The 20,462-nt window shown below is 71.6% G+C and carries 15 protein-coding genes; 5 read left to right on the top strand and 10 right to left on the bottom strand.

Features of this window, described 5'->3' with window-relative positions; all coding sequences use genetic code 11:
* Window positions 1-32: 32 nt before the first annotated feature.
* The 4 genes from mycP to AC5L30_RS29115 all read right to left on the bottom strand — a co-directional run bounded on the left by mycP (window position 33) and on the right by AC5L30_RS29115 (window position 5,640).
* Window positions 33-1,433: a type VII secretion-associated serine protease mycosin gene (gene mycP / locus AC5L30_RS29130; protein WP_494871157.1), complete on the bottom strand. Its 1,401-nt coding sequence runs from the start codon at window positions 1,431-1,433 to the stop codon at window positions 33-35.
* Window positions 1,434-1,443: 10 nt separating this feature from the next.
* Entirely contained in the window at window positions 1,444-2,928 is a 1,485-nt protein-coding gene (locus AC5L30_RS29125) for a WXG100 family type VII secretion target (RefSeq protein WP_494871155.1), read from the bottom strand.
* 10 nt (window positions 2,929-2,938) lie between these two features.
* The gene (locus tag AC5L30_RS29120; protein WP_494871153.1) at window positions 2,939-3,379 is read right to left on the bottom strand and encodes a hypothetical protein; all 441 of its coding nucleotides are present in this window, start codon (window positions 3,377-3,379) and stop codon (window positions 2,939-2,941) included.
* A gap of 260 nt (window positions 3,380-3,639) precedes the next feature.
* Window positions 3,640-5,640 (bottom strand): TIGR03960 family B12-binding radical SAM protein, encoded by a 2,001-nt coding sequence (locus AC5L30_RS29115; protein ID WP_494871151.1) that lies wholly within the window; start codon window positions 5,638-5,640, stop codon window positions 3,640-3,642.
* Window positions 5,641-5,747: 107 nt separating this feature from the next.
* Between AC5L30_RS29115 and AC5L30_RS29110 the strand changes: the two genes are divergently transcribed.
* The gene (locus tag AC5L30_RS29110) at window positions 5,748-7,070 is read left to right on the top strand and encodes a hypothetical protein (RefSeq protein ID WP_494871149.1); all 1,323 of its coding nucleotides are present in this window, start codon (window positions 5,748-5,750) and stop codon (window positions 7,068-7,070) included.
* A gap of 228 nt (window positions 7,071-7,298) precedes the next feature.
* Here AC5L30_RS29110 and AC5L30_RS29105 read toward each other — a convergent pair whose 3' ends face one another.
* Window positions 7,299-7,988: a lysophospholipid acyltransferase family protein gene (locus tag AC5L30_RS29105; protein WP_494871147.1), complete on the bottom strand. Its 690-nt coding sequence runs from the start codon at window positions 7,986-7,988 to the stop codon at window positions 7,299-7,301.
* Window positions 7,989-8,093: 105 nt separating this feature from the next.
* The gene (gene ileS, locus AC5L30_RS29100; RefSeq protein ID WP_494871146.1) at window positions 8,094-11,264 is read right to left on the bottom strand and encodes an isoleucine--tRNA ligase; all 3,171 of its coding nucleotides are present in this window, start codon (window positions 11,262-11,264) and stop codon (window positions 8,094-8,096) included.
* Window positions 11,265-11,696: 432 nt separating this feature from the next.
* On the opposite strand from ileS, the gene AC5L30_RS29095 reads away from it, so the two are divergent.
* Both AC5L30_RS29095 and sigJ read left to right on the top strand, forming a co-directional pair.
* Window positions 11,697-12,128, top strand: coding sequence for a carboxymuconolactone decarboxylase family protein (locus AC5L30_RS29095; RefSeq protein WP_494871144.1), 432 nt, complete (start codon window positions 11,697-11,699; stop codon window positions 12,126-12,128).
* The gene (gene sigJ / locus AC5L30_RS29090; RefSeq protein ID WP_494871142.1) at window positions 12,077-13,003 is read left to right on the top strand and encodes an RNA polymerase sigma factor SigJ; all 927 of its coding nucleotides are present in this window, start codon (window positions 12,077-12,079) and stop codon (window positions 13,001-13,003) included. Before AC5L30_RS29095 ends, sigJ begins: the two co-directional genes overlap by 52 nt.
* A 40-nt stretch (window positions 13,004-13,043) precedes the next feature.
* On the opposite strand, the gene ndk is transcribed toward sigJ, so the two are convergent.
* Window positions 13,044-13,469, bottom strand: coding sequence for a nucleoside-diphosphate kinase (gene ndk, locus AC5L30_RS29085; protein ID WP_091409968.1), 426 nt, complete (start codon window positions 13,467-13,469; stop codon window positions 13,044-13,046).
* A gap of 142 nt (window positions 13,470-13,611) precedes the next feature.
* Between ndk and AC5L30_RS29080 the strand changes: the two genes are divergently transcribed.
* Entirely contained in the window at window positions 13,612-15,147 is a 1,536-nt protein-coding gene (locus tag AC5L30_RS29080; protein WP_494871140.1) for a VOC family protein, read from the top strand.
* A 40-nt stretch (window positions 15,148-15,187) separates the two neighbouring features.
* Here the strand turns inward: AC5L30_RS29080 and AC5L30_RS29075 are convergent, their stop codons facing one another.
* Genes AC5L30_RS29075 through AC5L30_RS29065 form a run of 3 tightly spaced genes read right to left on the bottom strand, consistent with a single transcriptional unit; the run spans window position 15,188 to window position 19,568 of the window.
* A complete protein-coding gene (locus AC5L30_RS29075; RefSeq protein ID WP_494871138.1) occupies window positions 15,188-15,622 on the bottom strand; it encodes a DUF4233 domain-containing protein in 435 nt (144 codons plus the stop codon).
* Window positions 15,619-16,953: a bifunctional folylpolyglutamate synthase/dihydrofolate synthase gene (locus AC5L30_RS29070; protein WP_494871137.1), complete on the bottom strand. Its 1,335-nt coding sequence runs from the start codon at window positions 16,951-16,953 to the stop codon at window positions 15,619-15,621. The genes AC5L30_RS29075 and AC5L30_RS29070 overlap by 4 nt, the downstream gene beginning before the upstream one ends.
* A complete protein-coding gene (locus tag AC5L30_RS29065) occupies window positions 16,950-19,568 on the bottom strand; it encodes a valine--tRNA ligase (RefSeq protein ID WP_494871136.1) in 2,619 nt (872 codons plus the stop codon). Before AC5L30_RS29065 ends, AC5L30_RS29070 begins: the two co-directional genes overlap by 4 nt.
* A gap of 69 nt (window positions 19,569-19,637) precedes the next feature.
* Between AC5L30_RS29065 and AC5L30_RS29060 the strand changes: the two genes are divergently transcribed.
* Window positions 19,638-20,324, top strand: coding sequence for a hypothetical protein (locus AC5L30_RS29060; RefSeq protein ID WP_494871135.1), 687 nt, complete (start codon window positions 19,638-19,640; stop codon window positions 20,322-20,324).
* Window positions 20,325-20,462: the final 138 nt, after the last annotated feature.

Below are 20,462 nucleotides of genomic sequence, written 5' to 3'. Positions count from 1 at the left end.
GGTCACCGGCCGGCCAGCACGATCGGGACCGGTTACCGCTCCCTGGGCGGGGTGGGCGGCGCCCCGCCCGGTGGACCGTAACCGGGCGGCGGGCCGTAACCCGAGGGAGGCCCGTAACCGGAAGGCGGGCCATACCCGGAAGGCGGGCCGTAGCCGGGCGGCGGCGGGTAGCCGGGCGGCGGGGCGTAATCCGCGTCCGGCGACGGGTACGCGCCGGGGGCCGCCCGGTCGAGCACCTCGTCCGGGATGTCGGCGGCTCGGGCCGCCTCCCGCCGGTACCGACGGCGGTTCCAGATGAGGAACACCGCCAGCCCCACCAGCAACACCAGCACCACGGCGATGCCGATCCCCACCACCATCACCTGCTGGTCGGTCGGACCGCCGCGATCGCCGTGCTGGGTGACGTCGAACTCCTCGTCCGCACCCCCGGTGCGGGCCGGGCCCGCGTCGGTGGCCGCGGCCGGGTCGAGCAGCGGGTTGGCGGTGACCGGCGGCACGGTCGCGGTCAGCGCCTTCATCGGGTCGATCACCCCGAAGCCGTACTGCGGGTCCCGTCCGGACGGGCCGGCGTCCCGGGCGGTCCGGATGATCCGATTGATCACGTTGGGGGCGCTGAGGTCCGGATACTTCGCTCGGATCAGCGCGGCGAGACCGGACACGATCGCGCTGGAGTCGGAGGTCCCGTCGCCCCAGCCGTAGCCCCCCTCGTTGGCGACGTTGTAGATGCGGTCGCCGGGAGCGGCGACCACCGCCTCCGGCCCCTGGACCGAGCCGGACCAGAACGAGCCGCCTCTGGTCGTCCCGGTCACCGCGATCACACCGGGAGTGTTGGCCGGGTTGATGACGGCGGCGTCGCCCTTGGCCCGGTTACCGGCGGAGGCGACCACGACGACGTCACGGTCCAACGCGTACTTGATCGCGTCCACCTCGACGGGATCGGCCAGGCCCGGGCCGCCCTGGGATATGTTGATCACCTTGGCGCCGCCGTCGACGGCCATCCGGATGCCGCGGGCCATCGCCGCGTCACTGTTGGTACCGCTGCCCTTGCGCAACATGATGGGCAGGATCTTCGCCCCGGGGGCGATGCCATCCACCCCGTCCCGGCTGGCTTTCGCCGCGATGATGCCGGCCATGTGCGTGCCGTGCCCGTCCTCGTCGGTCCGAGCGTCTCCGGAGGCGCCGTAACTGCGGCCACCGGCCAACACCTGACCCCGCAGATCCGGGTGGCTGGCCTCGACACCGGTGTCGAGCACGGCCACGACCACACCCCGCCCGGTCGAGACCTTGTGCACCTGATCGATTCGGAGCTCATCCAGATACCACTGCTCGGCCCGGCGGGGCGCGGCGGCCGCCGGTTGAGCGGCCCCCACCACCAGGAACACCGCCAGCAGGAAGGCGGTCACCGGCCGGAGAGCTCCAGCGTTCACCCTCATCCGTCCATCCTCATCGAAGGACACCCGGGGACGCGCCGTCACCAGGGCCCCACACATCGTCATCCTCAGTCAACCACGACGAGTGCTCGGAGCCGGTGTTGCCACCGCCGTGCCCGGCGCCGCCCGCGCCGCCCATCATGCCGCCGCCCATCATTCCGGCACCACCGACGCCCGCGGCACCGCGCGCGCCGCCCGCCATCCCGGCGCCGCCGGCGCCAGCGGCGGTGCGCAACGCGTTCGCGGCGCTCGTCATCGGCGGCAGCTTTCCGTTGCCGCCGCCCACCATGCCGGGGATGCCGCCCACGCCGATGCCGCCGCCCGCGCCCAGGCCGCCACCGGCACCGATGCCGCCGGCCGAGCCGACGCCGGCCCCACCTCCGAAGCCTCCGCCGGCGCCACCGAGACCGGCGCTGCCGACCCCGCCGCCGCCGATGCCACCACCCAGGCCACCGACGCCACTCGGGCTGGCGCCAGCCAGACCGCTGCTGTAGCCGTCGTCGCCGTCCGGGTAGCCCGGGTAGCCAGAGCCGGTCGACGGGGGTGTGAGCTGGCCGGTGCCGCCGGAGGGCGAGCCGTCGCCGATCCCCCCGGGCTTGGTCGGGGAGAACGGGTCGACGGTGGACGTCGGACCGCCCGTGTCACCGATGCCCGGCGGCCTGCTGCCGATCGTCGGGCCGCCACCGCCGATGTCGGGCTTCCCGCCGAAGTCGCCACCAATGGTGTCCGGCCGCCCGCTCGGCGGCACCCGGGGGTCGCGCTCGATGTCGCCCCTGTTGTCGTCCACCGGGCTGTTCACGGTGAGCTTGGGACGCTCGGTGTAGACCGCCTGGGGCAGCGGCGCCATGGCGGTGTTCGCGGCCTGCTGGTTGTCCCGGTACCAGTTGTCCAGATGGGCCTTGGTGTCCCACCAGCCGCCCCGCTTGCTGTCGCCGGCCTGGCCGTCGACCTTCATGGTCGCTTCCAGGTCGTCAGCCTTGTCCCGGAACGCGCCGTCGGCGTACGAGGCGGGGTTGTTCTGGTAGTCCTGGCGCAACGCGGCGAGGAACCCCGACGAACTCTCGCCGTCGCGGGCATCGTCGAGCTCGGTGCCGTTGGGCAGGCTCCACTCGTTGAATCCGAAGTCGTCCATCAGCGGGATCGGGATCGTGGAGACCGACTTGCGGATGTCGCCCTCGATCCGGGTCAACGCGCCACTGACGTTGGTCGCGTCGGTGATCAGATCCTCGATCTGCTTGCCGATCTTGCTCAGGTGCTCGCGGTACGCGTCACCACCGCTGCCCTTCCAACCGGCGAGCATCCCGGGCAGGCCGCCGACGTGCGGGCGTTCCTGGCCCGTCGCGATCGGACCGACGAACGATCGACCGACGAGCGCGTCCCGCAGCTGTTGCAGGCCGCTGGAGAGATTGTTCCAGCCCGCGCCGACTGATCCGACCGTCTCCGGGTCCGCGGAGAGCGTCACCTCGCGGACGCACCGCTCCCAGGTTCCTCCAGCCATGACGTCCCCCTCAGGCCGTGTACGGGTAGGTGGGTGCGCCGCTGGCAGTGGGCGGCGGTGCCGCCGACTCCAGCAGTCGCTCGATCTCCTTGCCGTTGGCGCCGTTACGCGCCTCGGTGTCGCGGAACGCCTTGGCGATCTCCTCGGTGCCCTCCTTGAGCGCGGTGAGCTTCTGGGCGAGCGTCGTGAGGTGCGCTTCCATGTTCGCCGTGGACGTCTCCAGGGCCCGCCACTGCATGCGGGCGTCCTCGTACGCGCCGAAGGGAGTGCCGTTCGGAACGGTCTGGGCGTTGTTGCTGTCGCCCTTCATCCGCTCCTTGATGCGCTCCATCTCGTACTTGAGGGTGTCGTCGATGTACTGCCTGAGCCGCTCGACGTACGTGGCGGCGGCGTCCAGGTCCTCGACGCTGACGTGCAGATCGCCGATGCTCGGCGGCGGGATGTTACCCATGCGCTTCCTCCCCCGTCCCCGACCCGCCGGGTCGGTCCATGTCAGACGCAGCGTATCGAGTCTGACCTAGTCGGGGCAGCCCCAGCCACCACCACGTGGTACAGATGACGGCCGATCTCAGGGAAGGTCCGGTGCGCGCGATGGCACGGCAAGCCCGTACAGCGCCAACGGGCCCGCGGAACGCGGACCCGTTGGGTGACATGTCGGATGTGGAGGGTGGTGGGTACACCGCCCGCCGACGCTGCCCGAAGGCGCCCCGGTCAGGGGTGCGAGTGCGAGTGGCCCGACGGGACCTTCATGCCGTTGCCACCCAGCGGGGTGAGCGGCAGCAGCTTCTTGCCGGTGGGCCCGATCTGGATCTCGGTGTCCATCGATGGGCAGACGCCGCAGTCGAAGCAGGGCGTCCACCGGCAGTCGTCCTGCTCGAACTCGCTGAACGAGTCCTGCCAGTCCTGCCAGAGCCAGTCCTTGTCCAGGCCCGAGTCGAGGTGGTCCCAGGGCAGGACCTCCAACTCGTCGCGCTGACGGGTGGTGTACCAGTCGAGGTCGACCCCGTAGGCGGGCAGCGTCTCGGCCGCCGCGTCCACCCAGCGCTGGTACGAGAAGTGCTCGCTCCACCCGTCGAACCGGCCGCCGTTCTCCCAGACCTTGCGGATCACCGAGCCGACCCGGCGGTCACCCCTGGAGAGCAGACCCTCGATGAGCGACGGCTCGCCGTCGTGGTAGCGGTAGCCGATGGCCCGGCCCAGCGAGCGGTCCGCGTTGATGGCCTGCTTGAGGATCTTGAGCCGGTGGTCGATGACCTCCGGACGGTCCATCGCGGCCCACTGGAACGGGGTGTGCGGCTTCGGCACGAACCCGCCGATGGAGACCGTGCAGCGGATGTCCTTGGAACCGGTCGCGGCCCGGCCGGCCCTGATCACCTCGTGCGCCATCTCGGCGATCTCGAGGACGTCCTCGTCGGTCTCGGTGGGCAGGCCGCACATGAAGTAGAGCTTCACCTGCCGCCAGCCGTTGGTGTACGCGGTGACGACCGTACGGATCAGGTCTTCCTTCGACACCATCTTGTTGATGACCTTGCGGATCCGCTCCGACCCGCCCTCCGGGGCGAAGGTCAGGCCGGTACGCCGCCCGTTGCGGGACAGCTCCTGCGCGAGGTCGATGTTGAAGGCGTCCACCCGGGTCGAGGGCAGCGACAGGGAGACGTTCGTACCCTCGTACTGCTGGGCGAGGCCCGAGCACATGTCGCCGATCTCGGAGTGGTCCGCCGAGGAGAGCGACAGCAGGCCGACCTCGGAGAAGCCGGAGAACTCCAGGCCCTCGCGGACCATCTGCGCGACCGTGGTGATCGACCGCTCCCGCACCGGCCGGGTGATCATCCCGGCCTGGCAGAACCGGCAGCCCCGGGTGCAGCCCCGGAAGATCTCCACCGCGTACCGCTCGTGCACCGTCTCGGCCAGCGGAACGAGGGGCTTCTTCGGGTACGGCCAGGCGTCCAGGTCCATCGTCGTGCGCTTGTGCACCCGGAACGGCACGTCCGCCCGGTTCGGCACGACCCGCTGGATCCGGCCGTCCGGCAGGTAGTCGACGTCGTAGAAGCGCGGCACGTAGACGCTCTCGGTGCGGGCCAGCCGCAGCAGCAGCTCGTCGCGGCCACCCGGCGAGCCCTCGGCCTTCCACTCCCGGACGATCGCGGTGATCTCCAGGACCGCCTCCTCGCCGTCGCCGAGCACCGCGGCGTCGATGAAGTCGGCGATCGGCTCCGGGTTGAACGCGGCGTGCCCGCCGGCCACGATCACCGGGTCGGCGTCGGTGCGGTCGGCGGCCAGCATCGGGATGCCGGCCAGGTCGATCGCGGTGAGCATGTTGGTGTAGCCCAGCTCGGTGGAGAAGGAGATGCCGAACACGTCGAACCCGCGCACCGCCCGGTGCGCGTCGACGGTGAACTGCGGCACGCCGTGCGTGCGCATCAGCGTCTCCAGGTCCGGCCAGACCGCGTACGTCCGCTCGGCGAGGGTGTCAGGCAGCTCGTTGAGCACCTCGTAGAGGATCTGCACGCCCTGGTTGGGCAGGCCCACCTCGTACGCGTCGGGATACATCAGCGCCCAACGCACGGTCGCCGAGTCCCAGTCCTTCGTCACCGCACCCAACTCGCCCCCGACGTACTGGATGGGCTTGGAGACCTGGGGCAGCAGCGGCTCGAGCTGGGACCACACGGAGTTGGTCGCGGCGGCGCGCGGCGTCGTGGACGGGGCACTCATGATGCCCAAGGGTACGCGTTCACCCGGCGGCGATCGCGCGCACGCCCGATCGGCAGTGGTGGCGGCGCGGTACTAACCTCGGATCGGCGCGAGAGGAGATTGCCGCGATGCCGGAGCCCCAGCCGGGAGCACGGCCGGCCGACGGGAGCACCCCGGGCGCGGAGCCGGAGCGGGACCCGGCGGTCGCCGACGAGCCGACCTCCCCACCCGTACCCCCGCACCAGCCGGACCCCTCGGACCAGCCGGACCCCTCGGACCAGCCGGAATCCCCGGACCAGCCGGAACCCCCGGAATCCCCGGACCAGCCGGAACCCCCGGACGAGCCGGAGCCTGCCGCCACCGTCGAGGTCCCGGCGCCCAGGTGGAGCGGTTCGGCCCCGGTGCCGCCGCCGCTGCCCCGCCGGTCCGCCTGGGGCCGGTCGGCCGAGCCGACCCCGCCTCCGCCGGTCCCCGTCGCGCCGCCGGAGCACCAGACGCCGGTCGACCCGTGGGCCGGCGTGGACACCGGCGGCTGGGACCTGCCCTCCGCCGAACTGCCTCCGCTGCCCCCGACGACGCCGTACCCGACGCCGCCGACGATGCAGTACCCGACGCCGCCGGACACCCGGCAGTGGTCCGGGCCACCCGCCTCCCCGGCCGGCCCGCCCGCTTACCCGGTCGGGTCCCCCGCCTCCCCGGCCGGGCCGCACTCGGGGCCGCCGACGGCCCCGAGTGCACCACGGGCCATCGGACCCATGGTGCCGGCCCGACCGATGTCGCCACCCGCGCCGCCGAAGGTGCCGAAGCAGCGCCGGGGTCGGCGATCCACCGCGCCACCGCCGGCGCCGCCGCCTGGTTGGCAGGCCCCCAAGGGGTACGTGCCGGTGCCGGTCCGCCGGCGACGCCGCTGGCCGTGGCTGCTGCTGCTGCTCACGCTGGCCTGCTGCTGTGGCTGCCCCGCCTACTACGGGTTCCCGATCTCGGCCCAGTACCCGGCGCGCGCGGCACTCCCCGCCCAGGTGGATGACCTCAGCCTGCGGCAGGACAACCGCAGCACAGAGACCGCCCGGAAGTTGGAGAGCGAGGTACGCAAGGAGCACTGGCTGGCCGAGGACACGTTCGCCGGCGTCTACTCCACCACGAGCGGCAAGCTGGTGACCGTCTTCGGTGGCACCGGCTTCCGGCTGAGCCCGGAGTCGGACGCCGAAGCCGAGATCAGCCGGCTCACCGAGCGGTACGCGCTGGCCACCCCGGAGAGCGTGGACACCGGTGTGCGGGGCAGGCACGAACGATGCGCGGTGGGTAGCGCCGACGGCAGTGACGTGGTGGTCTGCACGTCGGTCGACCACGGCAGCATCGCCACCGGCGTGTTCACCCGACTCTCCGTCGCTGACAGTGCCGACCTGCTGGCCACCCTGCGCGCCCAGATCGTCCAGCCCGAGCGGAGCTGAGCCGAGACGGAGCTGAGCCGAGACGCAGGCGGCCGGCCCGTGCGGCCTCTGAGGACGGGTGCTCCTCGGCCTGCGGCCAGGACCGGACGACCGGGGCCAGGCGACCAGGACCGGACGGCCGGGGCCAGGCGGCCGGGGCCAGGCGGCCGGGACCAGGCGGCCGGGACCAGGCGGCCGGGACCAGGCGGCCGGGACCGGGCGGCCAGGACCAGACAGCCGGGGCCAGGGTCAGGCGTCGCGGGTCGGGTCCGGGTGGGCGCGCGGCGGGGCGTAGCGGGGCACGTACTCCTGGCCGGTGAGCTTCTGGATCTCACCCATCAGCTCGTCGGTCATCTGCCGCAGCGAGGTGCGGTCGTCCGGCCGGCCGGTGAAGTCCAACGGCTTGCCGAATCGAACCGTGATTTTGGCGGTGCCCGGCCGGGGCACCCGGGCCCCGATCGGCTGCGCCTTGTCCGTGCCGATCATGCCGACCGGAATGATCGGCACGCCGGCCGAGATCGCCAGCCGGGCCGCGCCGGTGCGCCCCCGGTAGAGCTTGCCGTCCGGCGAGCGGGTGCCCTCGGGGTAGACCACCACCAGGTCACCGCCCTTGAGCGCCGGGATCGCCGCGTCGAACGCGGACAGCGCCGCCCGACCACCGGCCCGCTCGACCGGGATGGCACCCAGGCCGGTGAGGACGAACTTGGAGATCGCGCCCTTCACGCCGGTGCCCTTGAAATACTCCGACTTGGCCCAGAACGCCAGGTGCCGGGGCACGACCGTGCCGAGGAACAGTTCGTCGGCCACCGAGAGGTGGTTGCCGGCGAAGACCGCGCCACCGATCTCCGGCACGTGTTCCAGCCCCTCCACGGTCGGGCGGAACGCCAACCGCAGCGTGGGCGCCACGGTGAGCTTGCCGATGGTGTAGAGCAGGGGCACTGGTCCTCCGGCAGATCAGGTGCGAACAGGCGGTGTCACGGTAGCGGACGCCTCCACACCTCCCAGACGGAGGTGGTGAGGCGCCCGCACCCTGGCGCTGGTCCCTTATACCCGGCGGACGACCACCGTGACCCGCTCACCCTCGCCGACCTCGCCAGCGAAGCCGTCCGGGCCCGCAACGGCAGAGCTGTCCGGGCCCTCGACGAAGTCCACCGAGTCGGCCAGCACCTCCGCCGAGACGAAGTCGACGTACGCGGCCACCGCCGCGCGTACCTCGTCGGACGCCGACACCGACACCACGATCCGGTCCGAAACGTCCAGGTCGGCGTCCCGGCGGGCCTGCTGCACCACCCGCACCACGTCACGGGCCAGCCCTTCGGCGGCCAGCTCCGGGGTGACGTCGGTGTCCAGCACCACCACGCCCTCGCCGCCGGGCAGCGGCGCGGAGTGCTCGGCGTCGGCGGCGACCAGGCGCAGCTCGTACTCCCCCTCGGCGAGGGTGACGCCGGCGGCCACCGGGGCGCCGTCGACCAGCTCCCACTCGCCCGCCTTGACCGCCTTGATCACCTGCTGCACCTGCTTGCCGACCCGCGGGCCGAGCGCCCGGGGCACCACCGTCAACACCTGCTCGCAGTACGCGGACAGCTCCGCGCTGAACTCCACCGTCTTGACGTTGACCTCGTCGGCGACCAGGTCGGCGAACGGCCGCAGCTGCTCCGCGACCGGCGAGGCCACCGTCAGCTTGGACAGCGGCAGTCGTACCCGCAGCCCCTTGGCCTTGCGCAGCGACAGCGCCGCCGAGGCGACCGCCCGCACGTTGTCCATCGCGGCGACCAGGTCGTGGTCGGCCGGGAACTCGCTCGCCTCCGGCCAGTCGGCCAGGTGCACCGAACGCTCCCCGGTCAGGCCACGCCAGATCTCCTCCGCGGTCAGCGGCGCGAGCGGCGCCACCACCCGGCAGAGCGTCTCCAGCACCGTCGACAGGGTGTCGAAGGCGTTGGCGTCACCGGACCAGAACCGGTCCCGGGACCGGCGCACGTACCAGTTGGTCAACGCGTCCAGGTAGGACCGGACGGTGGCACAGGCACCGGAGATGTCGTACGCGTCCATCTGCGCGCCGACCGTGGACACCAGCTCGTTCGTCTTGGCCAGCACGTACCGGTCGAGCAGGTGGGTGGAGTCGGTGCGCCGCCGCGCCTGGTACCCGTCAGCGTTGGCGTAGAGCGTGAAGAAGTACCACACGTTCCACAGCGGCAGCAGCACCTGCCGGACGGCGTCGCGGATGCCCGCCTCGGTGACCGCCATGTCCCCACCGCGCAGCACCGGCGAGGACATCAGCATCCAGCGCATCGCGTCCGAGCCGTACGAGTCGAAGACGTGGTAGACGTCCGGGTAGTTGCGCAGGCTCTTGGACATCTTGCGCCCGTCCGAGCCGAGCAGGATGCCGTGGCTCAGGCAGTTGCGGAACGCCGGCCGGTCGAACAGCGCGGTGGCCAGCACGTGCATGGTGTAGAACCAGCCGCGGGTCTGCCCGATGTACTCGACGATGAAGTCACCCGGGTAGTGGTGCTCGAACCAGTCCGCGTTCTCGAACGGGTAGTGCACCTGGGCGAACGGCATCGACCCGGACTCGAACCAGCAGTCCAACACCTCCGGCACCCGGCGCATCATCGACTGACCGGTCGGGTCGTCCGGGTTGGGACGGACCAGGTCGTCCACCGCCGGCCGGTGCAGGTCGGTCAGGCGTACGCCGAAGTCTCGCTCGATGTCGGCCAGCGAGCCGTAGACGTCCAGCCGCGGGTAGTTCGGGTCGTCGGACTTCCACGCCGGGATCGGCGAGCCCCAGAACCGGTTCCGGCTGATCGACCAGTCCCGCGCGTTGGCCAGCCACTTGCCGAACGAGCCGTCCTTGATGTGGCCGGGCGTCCAGTTGATCTCCTGGTTCAGCTCGACCATCCGGTCCCGGAACTGGGTCACCGCGACGAACCACGACGACACCGCCTTGTAGACCAGCGGGGTGTCGCAGCGCCAGCAGTGCGGGTACGAGTGGGTGTAGGTGTCCTGCTTGAGCACCACCCCCCGGTCCTTCAGCTCCCGGATCACCGGCTTGTTGACGTCGAAGACCTGCTCACCCTGGTACGGCGGGACCAGCGCGGTGAACCGGGTGTGGTCGTCCACCGTGACGATGGTGGGGATGCCGGCGGCGTTGCAAACGTTCTGGTCGTCCTCACCGAAGGCCGGGGCCAGGTGCACGATCCCGGTGCCGTCCTCGGTGGTGACGAACTCCGCGCCGAGCACCTGGTAGGCGTGCTCCCCGGCCTGCTCGACGAGGAAGTCGAACAGCGGCGTGTAGCGGCGCCCGACCAGGTCCCGGCCGTACACCGTGCCGACCTGCTCGTAGGACTCCAGCTCCTTGGCGTACGCGGCCAGCCGCGCCGCCCCCACCAGGTAACGGTCGCCGTCGCGTTCGAGCACCGCGTACTCGATGTCCGGGCCGACGGCGAGCGCCAGGTTCGACGGCAGGGTCCACGGCGTGGTGGTCCAGACACCCAGCTTGACCGGCCCGCGCACCAGCTCCGGCGCGGACTCGTCGGCGGTCAGCTCGAACCACACCGACAGGGTGGGGTCGTGCCGGTCCCGGTAGACGTCGTCCATCCGGGTCTCGGTGTTCGACAGCGGCGTCTCACAACGCCAGCAGTACGCCAGCACCCGGAAGCCCTCGTAGATCAGACCCTTGTCGTGCAGAGTCTTGAAGGCCCACATGACGCTTTCCATGTAGTCCAGGTCGAGGGTCTTGTAGTCGTTGGTGAAGTCGACCCACCGGGCCTGCCGGTTGATGTACCGCTCCCAGTCCTGGGTGAACTCCAGCACCGAGGTCCGGCATGCCTCGTTGAACCGGGCCACGCCCAGGTCGATGATCTCCGCCTTGCTGGTGATGCCGAGCTGCTTCTCGGCCACCACCTCGGCGGGCAGGCCGTGGCAGTCCCAGCCGAAGCGCCGCTCGACGTGCCGGCCGCGCATGGTCTGGTAGCGCGGCACCACGTCCTTGACGTAGCCGGTGAAGAGGTGACCGTAGTGCGGCAGGCCGTTGGCAAACGGCGGGCCGTCGTAGAAGACGTACTCGTTCTTGCCGTCCGTGCCGGCGGGGCGGGCCTCGACGCTGGCCTCGAAGGTCTTGTCGGCCGTCCAGTGCTCCAGCACCCGGCGCTCGACCGCGGGCAGGTCCGGGCTCGCCGGCACACCGGCGGCGGTCGGGTCGTGCAACGGATAGGCCATCGGGGGTCGCTCTCCTCATGCAGCTCACTCAACAGTGGGTCTGCGAGGACGAACCTCCGGGTACGCCTGGAACGGCGCTCCCGTGGCCCGCGGTACCACCCCGCTTGGCGGTCAGGATCGACCGCCCGCTCATTTGCCGGCTGTGACGGGCCGCACCCGTCCGGTTCTACTGGGCCGGTTGCCCGGCTGTTCTTCCGGAGGCTCACCGGTGATGGCCGGGTCATCGCCTTACGGCGTCCAACGATACTCGACGGGCCCACCGCCGCGCCTGCGAGTAAGGGCGAACCGGACCAGCGGTGGGAGGGCGATGGGTGAGCACCGGGCACGCCGCCGGGCGCGGCATGAGCGGGGTCACACCCCTGGTTGTCACGACACACCCCCACCGATTCGTCGTACCGGTGTCGGACCGATCAGGAGGTTGTCGTGCAACGGATGAACCCGACCGAGGTCGTACCGCAGGCGTACAAGGCGGTCATGGGGCTGGAGAAGTACGTCCAGACGAACGTCGACCACACCGTGCTGGAGCTGGTGAAGCTGCGGGCGTCGATGATCAACGGGTGCGCGTACTGCGTGGACATGCACAGCCGGGACGCGCTCGCCGGCGGCGAGTCGAGCCAGCGGCTGTTCGCGGTCGCCACCTGGCGGGAGGCGCCCTTCTTCGACGAGCGGGAGCGGGCCGCGCTGGCCCTCACCGACGCGGTCACCCGGCTCGGCGAGCACGGGGTGCCGGACGAGGTGTGGAATGACGCCGCGAAGGTCTGGTCGGAGAAGGAACTGGCCGACCTCGTCATCGCGATTGCCACAATCAACGTGTGGAATCGGATCGGGGTGACGATGCGGCTGGAGCCTCCGGCCCAGGCGTGACCACCGCGGCGGCATCAGAGGCGGCCGGTGCGCTCGAGGCGCACCGGCCGATGCTGCTTGGGCTCGCGTACCGCCTGCTCGGCAGCCGGCACGACGCGGAGGACGTGCTCCAGGAGGCGTACCTGCGTTGGCTGGCTGTGGACCGCGCACGGGTCGACGAGCCGCGCCGGTACCTGTCCCGGGTGGTCACCCGGTTGGCCCTGGACCGGCTGCGGGCCCGGCAGGCGGCCCGCGAGACGTACGTCGGGACGTGGCTGCCCGAGCCGGTGCCGACCACGCCCTCGCCGTTCGGACCGTTGGACCGGGTGGAGCTACGCGACTCGCTCTCCACCGCCCTGCTCCACGTTCTGGAGCGACTCACCCCGCCGGAGCGGGCGGTGTACGTCCTGCACACGGCCTTCGACCTGCCGTACGCGGAGATCGCCGAAATCCTGGACCGGTCCGTCGCCGACTGTCGGCAGCTGTACCACCGGGCGACCGGGCGGGTGCGGCAGGAGCAGCGCCGGTTCACCGCCAGCCGCCCGGAGCGGGAGCGGTTGCTGGACGCGTTCCTCGCCGCCGCCCGCGAGGGTGACCTGGCGAGGCTCACCAGCCTGGTGGCCGCCGACGCCACCGCGTGGAACGACGGCGGCGGCCGGGTGCGGGCGGCCCTCAACCCGGTCACCGGCGCGGACCGGATCGCCCGCTTCTACGCCGGGGTCTACGGCCCGCGTCACCGCGTGTCCATGGATCCGATCGAGCTCAACGGGGAACCCGCGATGCTGATCACCCGCGCGGACGGCAGTCGGTACACGCTGACCATCGCCGCGGCCGACGGACAGATCACCGGGATCTACGTGGTCGGCAACCCGGCGAAGGTGCCGGCGGTCGGCTGAACCCCGGCGTCGTCGGTCGACGACCCCGGGCCGGTGGGTGTCAGCCCAGCTCGGGGAACCAGAGCGCGATCTCGCGCTTGGCGCTGTCCGTCGAGTCGGAGGCGTGCACCAGGTTCTCCCGGTTGGACAGCGACAGGTCACCCCGGATGGTGCCGGCGGCGGCCTTGCGCCCGTCGGTGGCGCCGACCAGCCCGCGGACCACGTCGATGACCTGGTCGCCGGAGAGCACCAGGGCGACCAGCGGGCCGCCGGTCATGAAGTCCTTCAGCGGCGGGTAGAACGCCTTGTCGACGTGCTCGGCGTAGTGCTCGTCGGCGAGCGCGGCGTCCATCGTCCGGTGCACCATCGCGTCGATCCGCAGCCCCTTGCGCTCGAAGCGGGAGAGGACCTCGCCGACCAGGCCGCGGCGGACCGCGTCGGGCTTGATCAGAACGAGGCTGCGCTCATCCGGGCTGTTGCTGGACACGCTGGGTTCCTCCTGTACGCGCTGAACGCTTGGGATCGGTACGGTCAGCCTAGCGACCCGGTCCCGGCGCCGGCGCGGCGGCCGGTCTTTCCCCCGGTGGCCGATCCGGCCTAGCCTGGCCCTGACCCCCGGGAGGTCCACTGTGGCGAATGGCGGGAACCGACCCATCGCGCCGGTACGCAAGCTGATCGGCACGGTGCTGGGCACCGTGGCCACGTTCGTCGTCCTGTTCGGGCTGGGCATGACCAGTTGGGCCATCGTGGCTCTCGGGGTCGCCCTGCTGGTGCTGGCGATCGCGCTGGCGACCGTACGCGGCGGCGGTCGCACCTGGGTCGTCGGTGTCGGGCACGTGCACAGCGCCTCCGAACCACCCACCCAGTACGCGTTCGGCCGTTGCGAACTGCAACTGGTGATCGACGCTCCTGGTCTGCCGCCGCGATCCAAGAAGATCATCGAGCCGAGGGTGCCGGTCTCCAAGTGGCCGTCGCTGGGCCAGACTCTGCCGATCCGGGTCGCGTTGGACGACCAGCGGCACGTCAAGGTCCTCTGGGACGAGGTGCCGACCCACGCCGAGACCGCCGCGGCCGTCGCCGATCTTCCGCCCGAGTTCGCCGACGCGGAGGCGATGGACGAGTTGCTGATCCAGCAGGACGCGCCGCCGTGGGCCGACCGCGCACCCGACGACGACTTCCGTGACGACTTCCGCGACCCGGTCGGTGACCCGTTCCGGGACCCGCTCGCTGACCCCCTGCGCACCGACCCTTCGCGTGACGACCTCCGGCGCGACGATCCCCGGCGCGACGACCCAGTCGTCGTGCCCGAGGAGCGCGAGCCGGTGGTGATGCACCAGAGCCCGGGTGGCCCGGTGGTGTTGGAGGGCGTTCTCGTCGAGCAGCAGCCCGGTGGGCTGCCCCGACGGGCCACCCCGGCGCCGCGCCCGCCCGCCGAGGAGCGCTTCGACGAGCCCGCCGCCGACCGGTTCGACCCTCCGGCGGGGCACGGCACGACCGCCCCACCCGTCGAGGACACCGTCGACCCGCCCAACGCGGAGCGCTCCGCCCCCTCCAGCGCGCAGCCCTCCGACCCGCCCAACGCGCAGCGCTCCGACCCACCGAGCGCGCAGCGTTTCGACCCGCCGCCCGCGCAGCGGTCCGGTCCCGGCCCGGCCGACCCGCTGGACCCACTCGACCTTCCGCTGGACGATCCCTCCCCCGCCGGGGCCGCACGCGCGACCGTGACCGACGAGGAACTGGACCAGGCGATCTTCGGGTTCGAAGCCGGTTCGGCCGCGGACCCGACCGCGCCGATCAGCGGGGTCGGGCTCACCCTGCTGGTCACCGACCTGGCCCGGTCGCTCAACTTCTACCGCGACGTGCTCGGCTTCAGCGAGGTCGACCAGGGTGCTCACAACGCCGTCCTCGCCTCCGGGACGACCCGGATCGTCCTGCGCGAGGTGACCGGGGCAGCGCCCATCAGCCGCCGGCTCGTACATGTCAACCTCGAGGTGAACGACATCGAGGCGGCGTACGAACGGTTGCGCGAGTCGGGGGTCCGCTTCACGTACGCGCCGCGGGTGGTCAACCGGGGCACCAAGCTGGAGGGGTGGGCGGCGGCCTTCCGCGACCCGGACGGCCACGGCGTCGCGCTCACCCAGTGGCGCGAACGCGCCGACGCCTGACCCGGCCCCCGCCTTCGACCGCCGCCGGCCGGGTCCGGCGTCAGCCGAGGATGACCCGGCGAACGTGCAACGCGTACGCCCAGACCAGGGCGAAGATGATGCCCAGCCCGAGCAGCGACCAGTGCAGTAGACCGCCCAGCAACAACAGGCCCTGGAGCACGGTGCCGGCGTTCCAGGCCCACGGGCGACGCATCATGCCGGCGAGCACCACGGCGGCCACCGCCAGGGCCACCACCGCACCGATCGCGGCGCCGCCGAGGTCACCGCCGACCACCCGGATCGGCTGGATCGCCAGCAGGAGCACCAGCGCCTCCAGGCTGAGGGTGCCGGCACCAAGACCGCGTACCGCCCGCTCCGGGTTGCGCAACCCGGAGCGTCGCGGCTGCCCGGCCGTGGGCTCCTCCCCCACCGGCTGCTCGACCGGCGGGCCGGTCGGGTCCTCGGTGGGGTGCGGGTCCCGCTCCGGGCTGGTCATCGCTTCAGCAGCCGGCGCGCGTCGGCGACCGTCACCACGGAACCTGTGACCAGCACCCCGACCCCGCTCAGCTCACCGGGGACGTCCTCCTCGGCCATCGCCACCGCCAGCTCGATCGCATCCGGCATCTCCTCGGCCGAGGCCACCCGCTCCTCGCCGAAGATCTCGGCGGCCAGCGCGGCGAGTTCCTCGGTCGGCATCGCCCGTGGCGAGGTGTTGCGGGTGACCACCACCTGGTCGACCACCGGCTCCAGCAGCTCCAGCAGCGCCTCCGCGTCCTTGTCGGCCAGTACGCCGATCACGGCGACCAGCTTGCTGAACGCGAACTCCTCCTGGAGCGCCGTGACGGTGGCCTTCATACCGTGCGGGTTGTGCGCACCGTCCAGCAGGATGGTCGGCGCGTTACGGACCCGCTCCAGCCGACCCGGGGAGCTGGTCGAGGCGAAGCCCTCCCGGACCGCCTCGATGTCCAGCTGACGTCGAGCCCCCGCACCCAGGAACGCCTCCACGGCGGCAAGCGCCATCGCCGCGTTCTGCGCCTGATGGGCACCGTGCAGCGGGATGAACACATCGTCGTACACGCCACCCAGCCCCTGGAGGGTGAGCACCTGACCGCCGACCGCGACCGCCCGACCCAGCACGCCGAACTCGCCGCCCTCCCGGGCGATGGTGGCCCCGACCTCGGCGCAGCGTTCGAGGAGGGGACCAGCGGCCTCCTCCTCCTGGGCCGCCGAGATCACGGTGGCCCCCGAGTGGATGATGCCGGCCTTGGCCAGCGCGATGTCCTGAAGCGTGTCACCGAGCCACTCGGTGTGGTCCAGGCCGATCGGGGTGATCACACAGACCCCGGCCTGGAGGACGTTGGTGGCGTCCTCGGCACCGCCGAGGCCAACCTCCACCACCGCGATGTCGACCGGTGCGTCGGCGAAGGTGGCGAACGCCAGCGCGGTGGTCATGTCGAAGTACGTCAGCGGCTCGTCCGACCGCGCGTCGACCAGCTCAGCCAGCGGTTTGATCTCCCGGTACACCGAAGTGAACCGCTCCTCGCTGACCGGCTCCCCGTCCAGGCTGATCCGCTCCCGGACGGTCTCCAGGTGCGGGCTGGTGTACCGGCCGGTGTGCAGCCCGTGTGCCCGCAGCAGCGAGTCGATCATCCGCGCGGTGGAGGTCTTGCCATTGGTGCCGGTCAGGTGGATCGCCGGGTACGCCCGCTGTGGGCTACCGAGCAGGTCGAGTAGCGACTCGATCCGGTCCAGCTCGAAGACCATGCGGGTGAAACCGCGAGCGTTCAGCTCGGCTTCGACGGCGGCGAAATCGGTACGGTCGGTCACGAGGGCAGTGTCTCCAGAGCAGCGTCGATCCGGACCAGGTCGGCCTCGGCGGTGGCGAGCCGGTCGCGGATCTTCGCGACCACCGGCTCGGGGGCCTTGCCGATGAAGGCAGGGTTGTCGAGCTTCGCCCGAGCCTGCGCGACCTCCTTCTCGGCCGCCGCGCGGTCCTTCGTCAGCCGGGCCCGCTCGGCGGCCACGTCGATCGACCCCCGGGTGTCCAACGCGACACCGACCGCGCCGGGCATGGCCAGCGTGGCGCTGGCCTGGAAGTCGTCACCGGCCGGGTCCAGCCGGACCAGCGAACGGATCAGCGGCTCGTGGGCCGCGATACCCGCGCCGGCCAGCCCGTCCAGGCGGGCGGCCACCCGCTGCGTCGGGCGCAGCCCCTGGTCGGAACGGAACCGGCGGATCTCGGTGACCACCCGCTGCACGCCGACCAGCTCGGCCTCGGCGGCGTCGTCGATCAGCGACCGGTCGGCCACCGGCCAGGCGGCGGCCTGCACCGTCTCGCCGCCGGTCAGCGCGAGCCACAACTCCTCGGTGACGAACGGGATGACCGGGTGCAGCAGCCGCAGCAGCTGGTCGAGCACGTGCCCGAGCACCCGGCGGCTGGCCTCCGCGCGCTCACCGCCCTCGGCGAGCACCGGCTTGCTCAGCTCGACGTACCAGTCGCAGACGTCGTCCCAGGCGAAGTGGTACAGCAGGTCGCACACCTTGGCGAACTCGTACGCCTCGAACTGCTCGTCGACCTCGGCGGTGACGTGCGCCAACCGGGACAGGATCCACCGGTCGACGGTGGAGAGCTGCTCGGTGGGGGGCAGGTCGCCGGTGGTGTGCGCGCCGTTCATCAGGGCGAACCGGGTGGCGTTCCAGAGCTTGTTGCAGAAGTTGCGCGAGCCCTGGCACCACTCCTCGCTGACCGGGACGTCCTGACCGGGGTTCGCGCCCCGCGCCAGGGTGAACCGGGTCGCGTCGGCGCCGTACCGGTCGATCCAGTCGAGCGGGTCGACCACGTTGCCGAACGACTTCGACATCTTCTTGCCGAACTGGTCGCGCACCATGCCGTGCAGCGCGACCACGTCGAAGGGCGGCCGGCCGTCCATCGCGTAGAGGCCGAACATCATCATCCGGGCGACCCAGAAGAACAGGATGTCGTACCCGGTGACCAGCACGCTGGTCGGGTAGAACTTCGCCAGGTCCGGGGTCTGCTCGGGCCAGCCCAGAGTGGAGAACGGCCACAGGCCGCTGGAGAACCAGGTGTCCAGGACGTCCTCGTCCTGGTGCCAGCCCTCGCCGGTCGGCGGCGCCTCGTCGGGGCCGACGCAGACGATCTCACCCGCCGGGCCGTACCAGACCGGGATGCGGTGCCCCCACCACAGCTGCCGGGAGATGCACCAGTCGTGCATGTTGTCGACCCAGGCGAAGTAGCGCTTGGCCAGCTCGGCCGGCTCGATGCGGACCCGGCCGTCGCGCACCGCGTCCCCCGCGGCCTGGGCCAGCGGGGCGGTGTTGACGAACCACTGCAGCGACAGCCGCGGCTCGACGGTGGTCTTGCACCGCGAGCAGTGCCCAACCGCGTGCACGTACGGGCGCTTCTCGGCGACGATCCGGCCCTGCTCGCGCAGCGCGGCCACGATCGCGGGCCGCGCCTCGAACCGGTCCAACCCCTCGAACGGGCCGGGCACGGTGATCACACCGCGCTCGTCCATCACGGTCAGCGCGGGCAGGTCGTGCCGCTGGCCGATCTCGAAGTCGTTCGGGTCGTGGGCGGGCGTCACCTTGACCATGCCGGTGCCGAAGGACGGGTCGACGTGCGCGTCGGCGACGATCGGGATCCGGCGGCCGGTCAGCGGCAGCTCGACCTCGGTGCCGATCAGGTGCTGGTAGCGCTCGTCGTCGGGGTGCACCGCCACGGCGGTGTCGCCGAGCATCGTCTCGGCCCGGGTGGTGGCCACCACGACCTCGTCGCTGTAGCGGATCGAAATCAGCTCGCCGTCGTCGTCGGTGTGCTCGACCTCGATGTCGGAGAGCGCCGTGAGGCAACGCGGACACCAGTTGATGATCCGGTTGGCCCGGTAGATGAGGCCGTCGTCGAAGAGCTTCTTGAAGATTGTCTGGACGGCGCGGGTCAGCCCCGCGTCCATGGTGAAGCGCTCGCGGTCCCAGTCGACGGAGTCGCCGAGGCGGCGCATCTGGCCGAGGATGGCGCCACCGGACTCGGCCTTCCACTGCCAGACCCGCTCGACGAACTTCTCCCGGCCGAGATCGTGCCGGGAAAGCCCCTCGGCGGCGAGCTGACGCTCGACCAGGTTCTGGGTGGCGATGCCGGCGTGGTCCATGCCCGGCAGCCACAGCGCCTCGAAGCCCTGCATCCGCTTACGCCGGGTCAACGCGTCCATCAGCGTGTGCTCGAACGCGTGGCCCATGTGCAGGGACCCGGTGACGTTCGGCGGCGGGATGACGATGGTGAAGGGGGGCTTGTCACTGTCGGCGGAGGCCCGGAAGTGCCCGCCGGCTACCCACTGCTCGTACCGTCGCTGCTCTACCTCACCGGGCTGATACTGGCCGGCAAGGGTCGGGGCGTCGGGGCGTCGGGCATCCAGTCTCTCGGTCACCGGACAAGTCTACGGAGGGCTTCCGCAGACCTGACGTGCGCCACCTGCCGTTCGCGTACGGTGTCGGCTATGTCCGACGCACATCTCACCGAGCGGTCGCGCGATGGCGGCCGCGAGCCGGTCGAGCTGACCGAAGAGCCGATCCAGCTGAGCACCCGGGACCCCGGAGGCGACCCCGACGAGGGGTTCGGCGGCTGGTCCCGCCGCCGCAAGATCGGCTGGGCGGTCGCACTGGTGGTCGGCCTCGCCGGCGCCGGGGTCCTCGGTGTCGGTGGATGGCGGGTGGCGCAGCAGAAGGACACCCAACTGACCTCGCCCGATCAGGTGGCGGGTCTGACCCGCGACGACAGCGAGCGGGCGAAGAGCACTGCCGACTATCTGCGCAGCGGCCTGGCGGCGAACATCGAGCTGGACCGCAGTTTCGGCACGGTCTACCGCGACCCGGCCGACGAGAAGCGCTCCGTTCTCATCTTCGGGGGCACCACCCTGCTCTGGCAGCCGGAACGGGACCTGGACAGCCTCTTCCGGCTGATGTCCGACGAGACCGGCGCGGTGAACGGTCTGCGCGAGCTGCCCGCGGGCGACCTCGGCGGTGTGCTGAAGTGTGGCAGCACCAGCGGCGAGGGCGGGGACTTCGCGGTGTGCGGCTGGGCCGACCACGGCAGCGTGGTCATGGCGATGTTCCCGGGTCGGTCGGTCAACGACGCCGGCGGCCTGCTGCGCAACCTGCGCGATGGCATGCAGACCCGAGACTGAACCGCACCGCCGGCCCCGCCGGCCACCCACCTGCATCGCCGCACGCCGCACGATTACGCACCAGGGAAACCGGGTCGATAAACGCCCTCATCGGGGGTGGACGCGAGAAACGGGCCCCTTATCCGGGGGGTGGAACGC

Source organism: Micromonospora sp. BQ32 (assembly GCF_059358895.1).
This window is presented reverse-complemented; position numbering and strand designations above follow the sequence as displayed.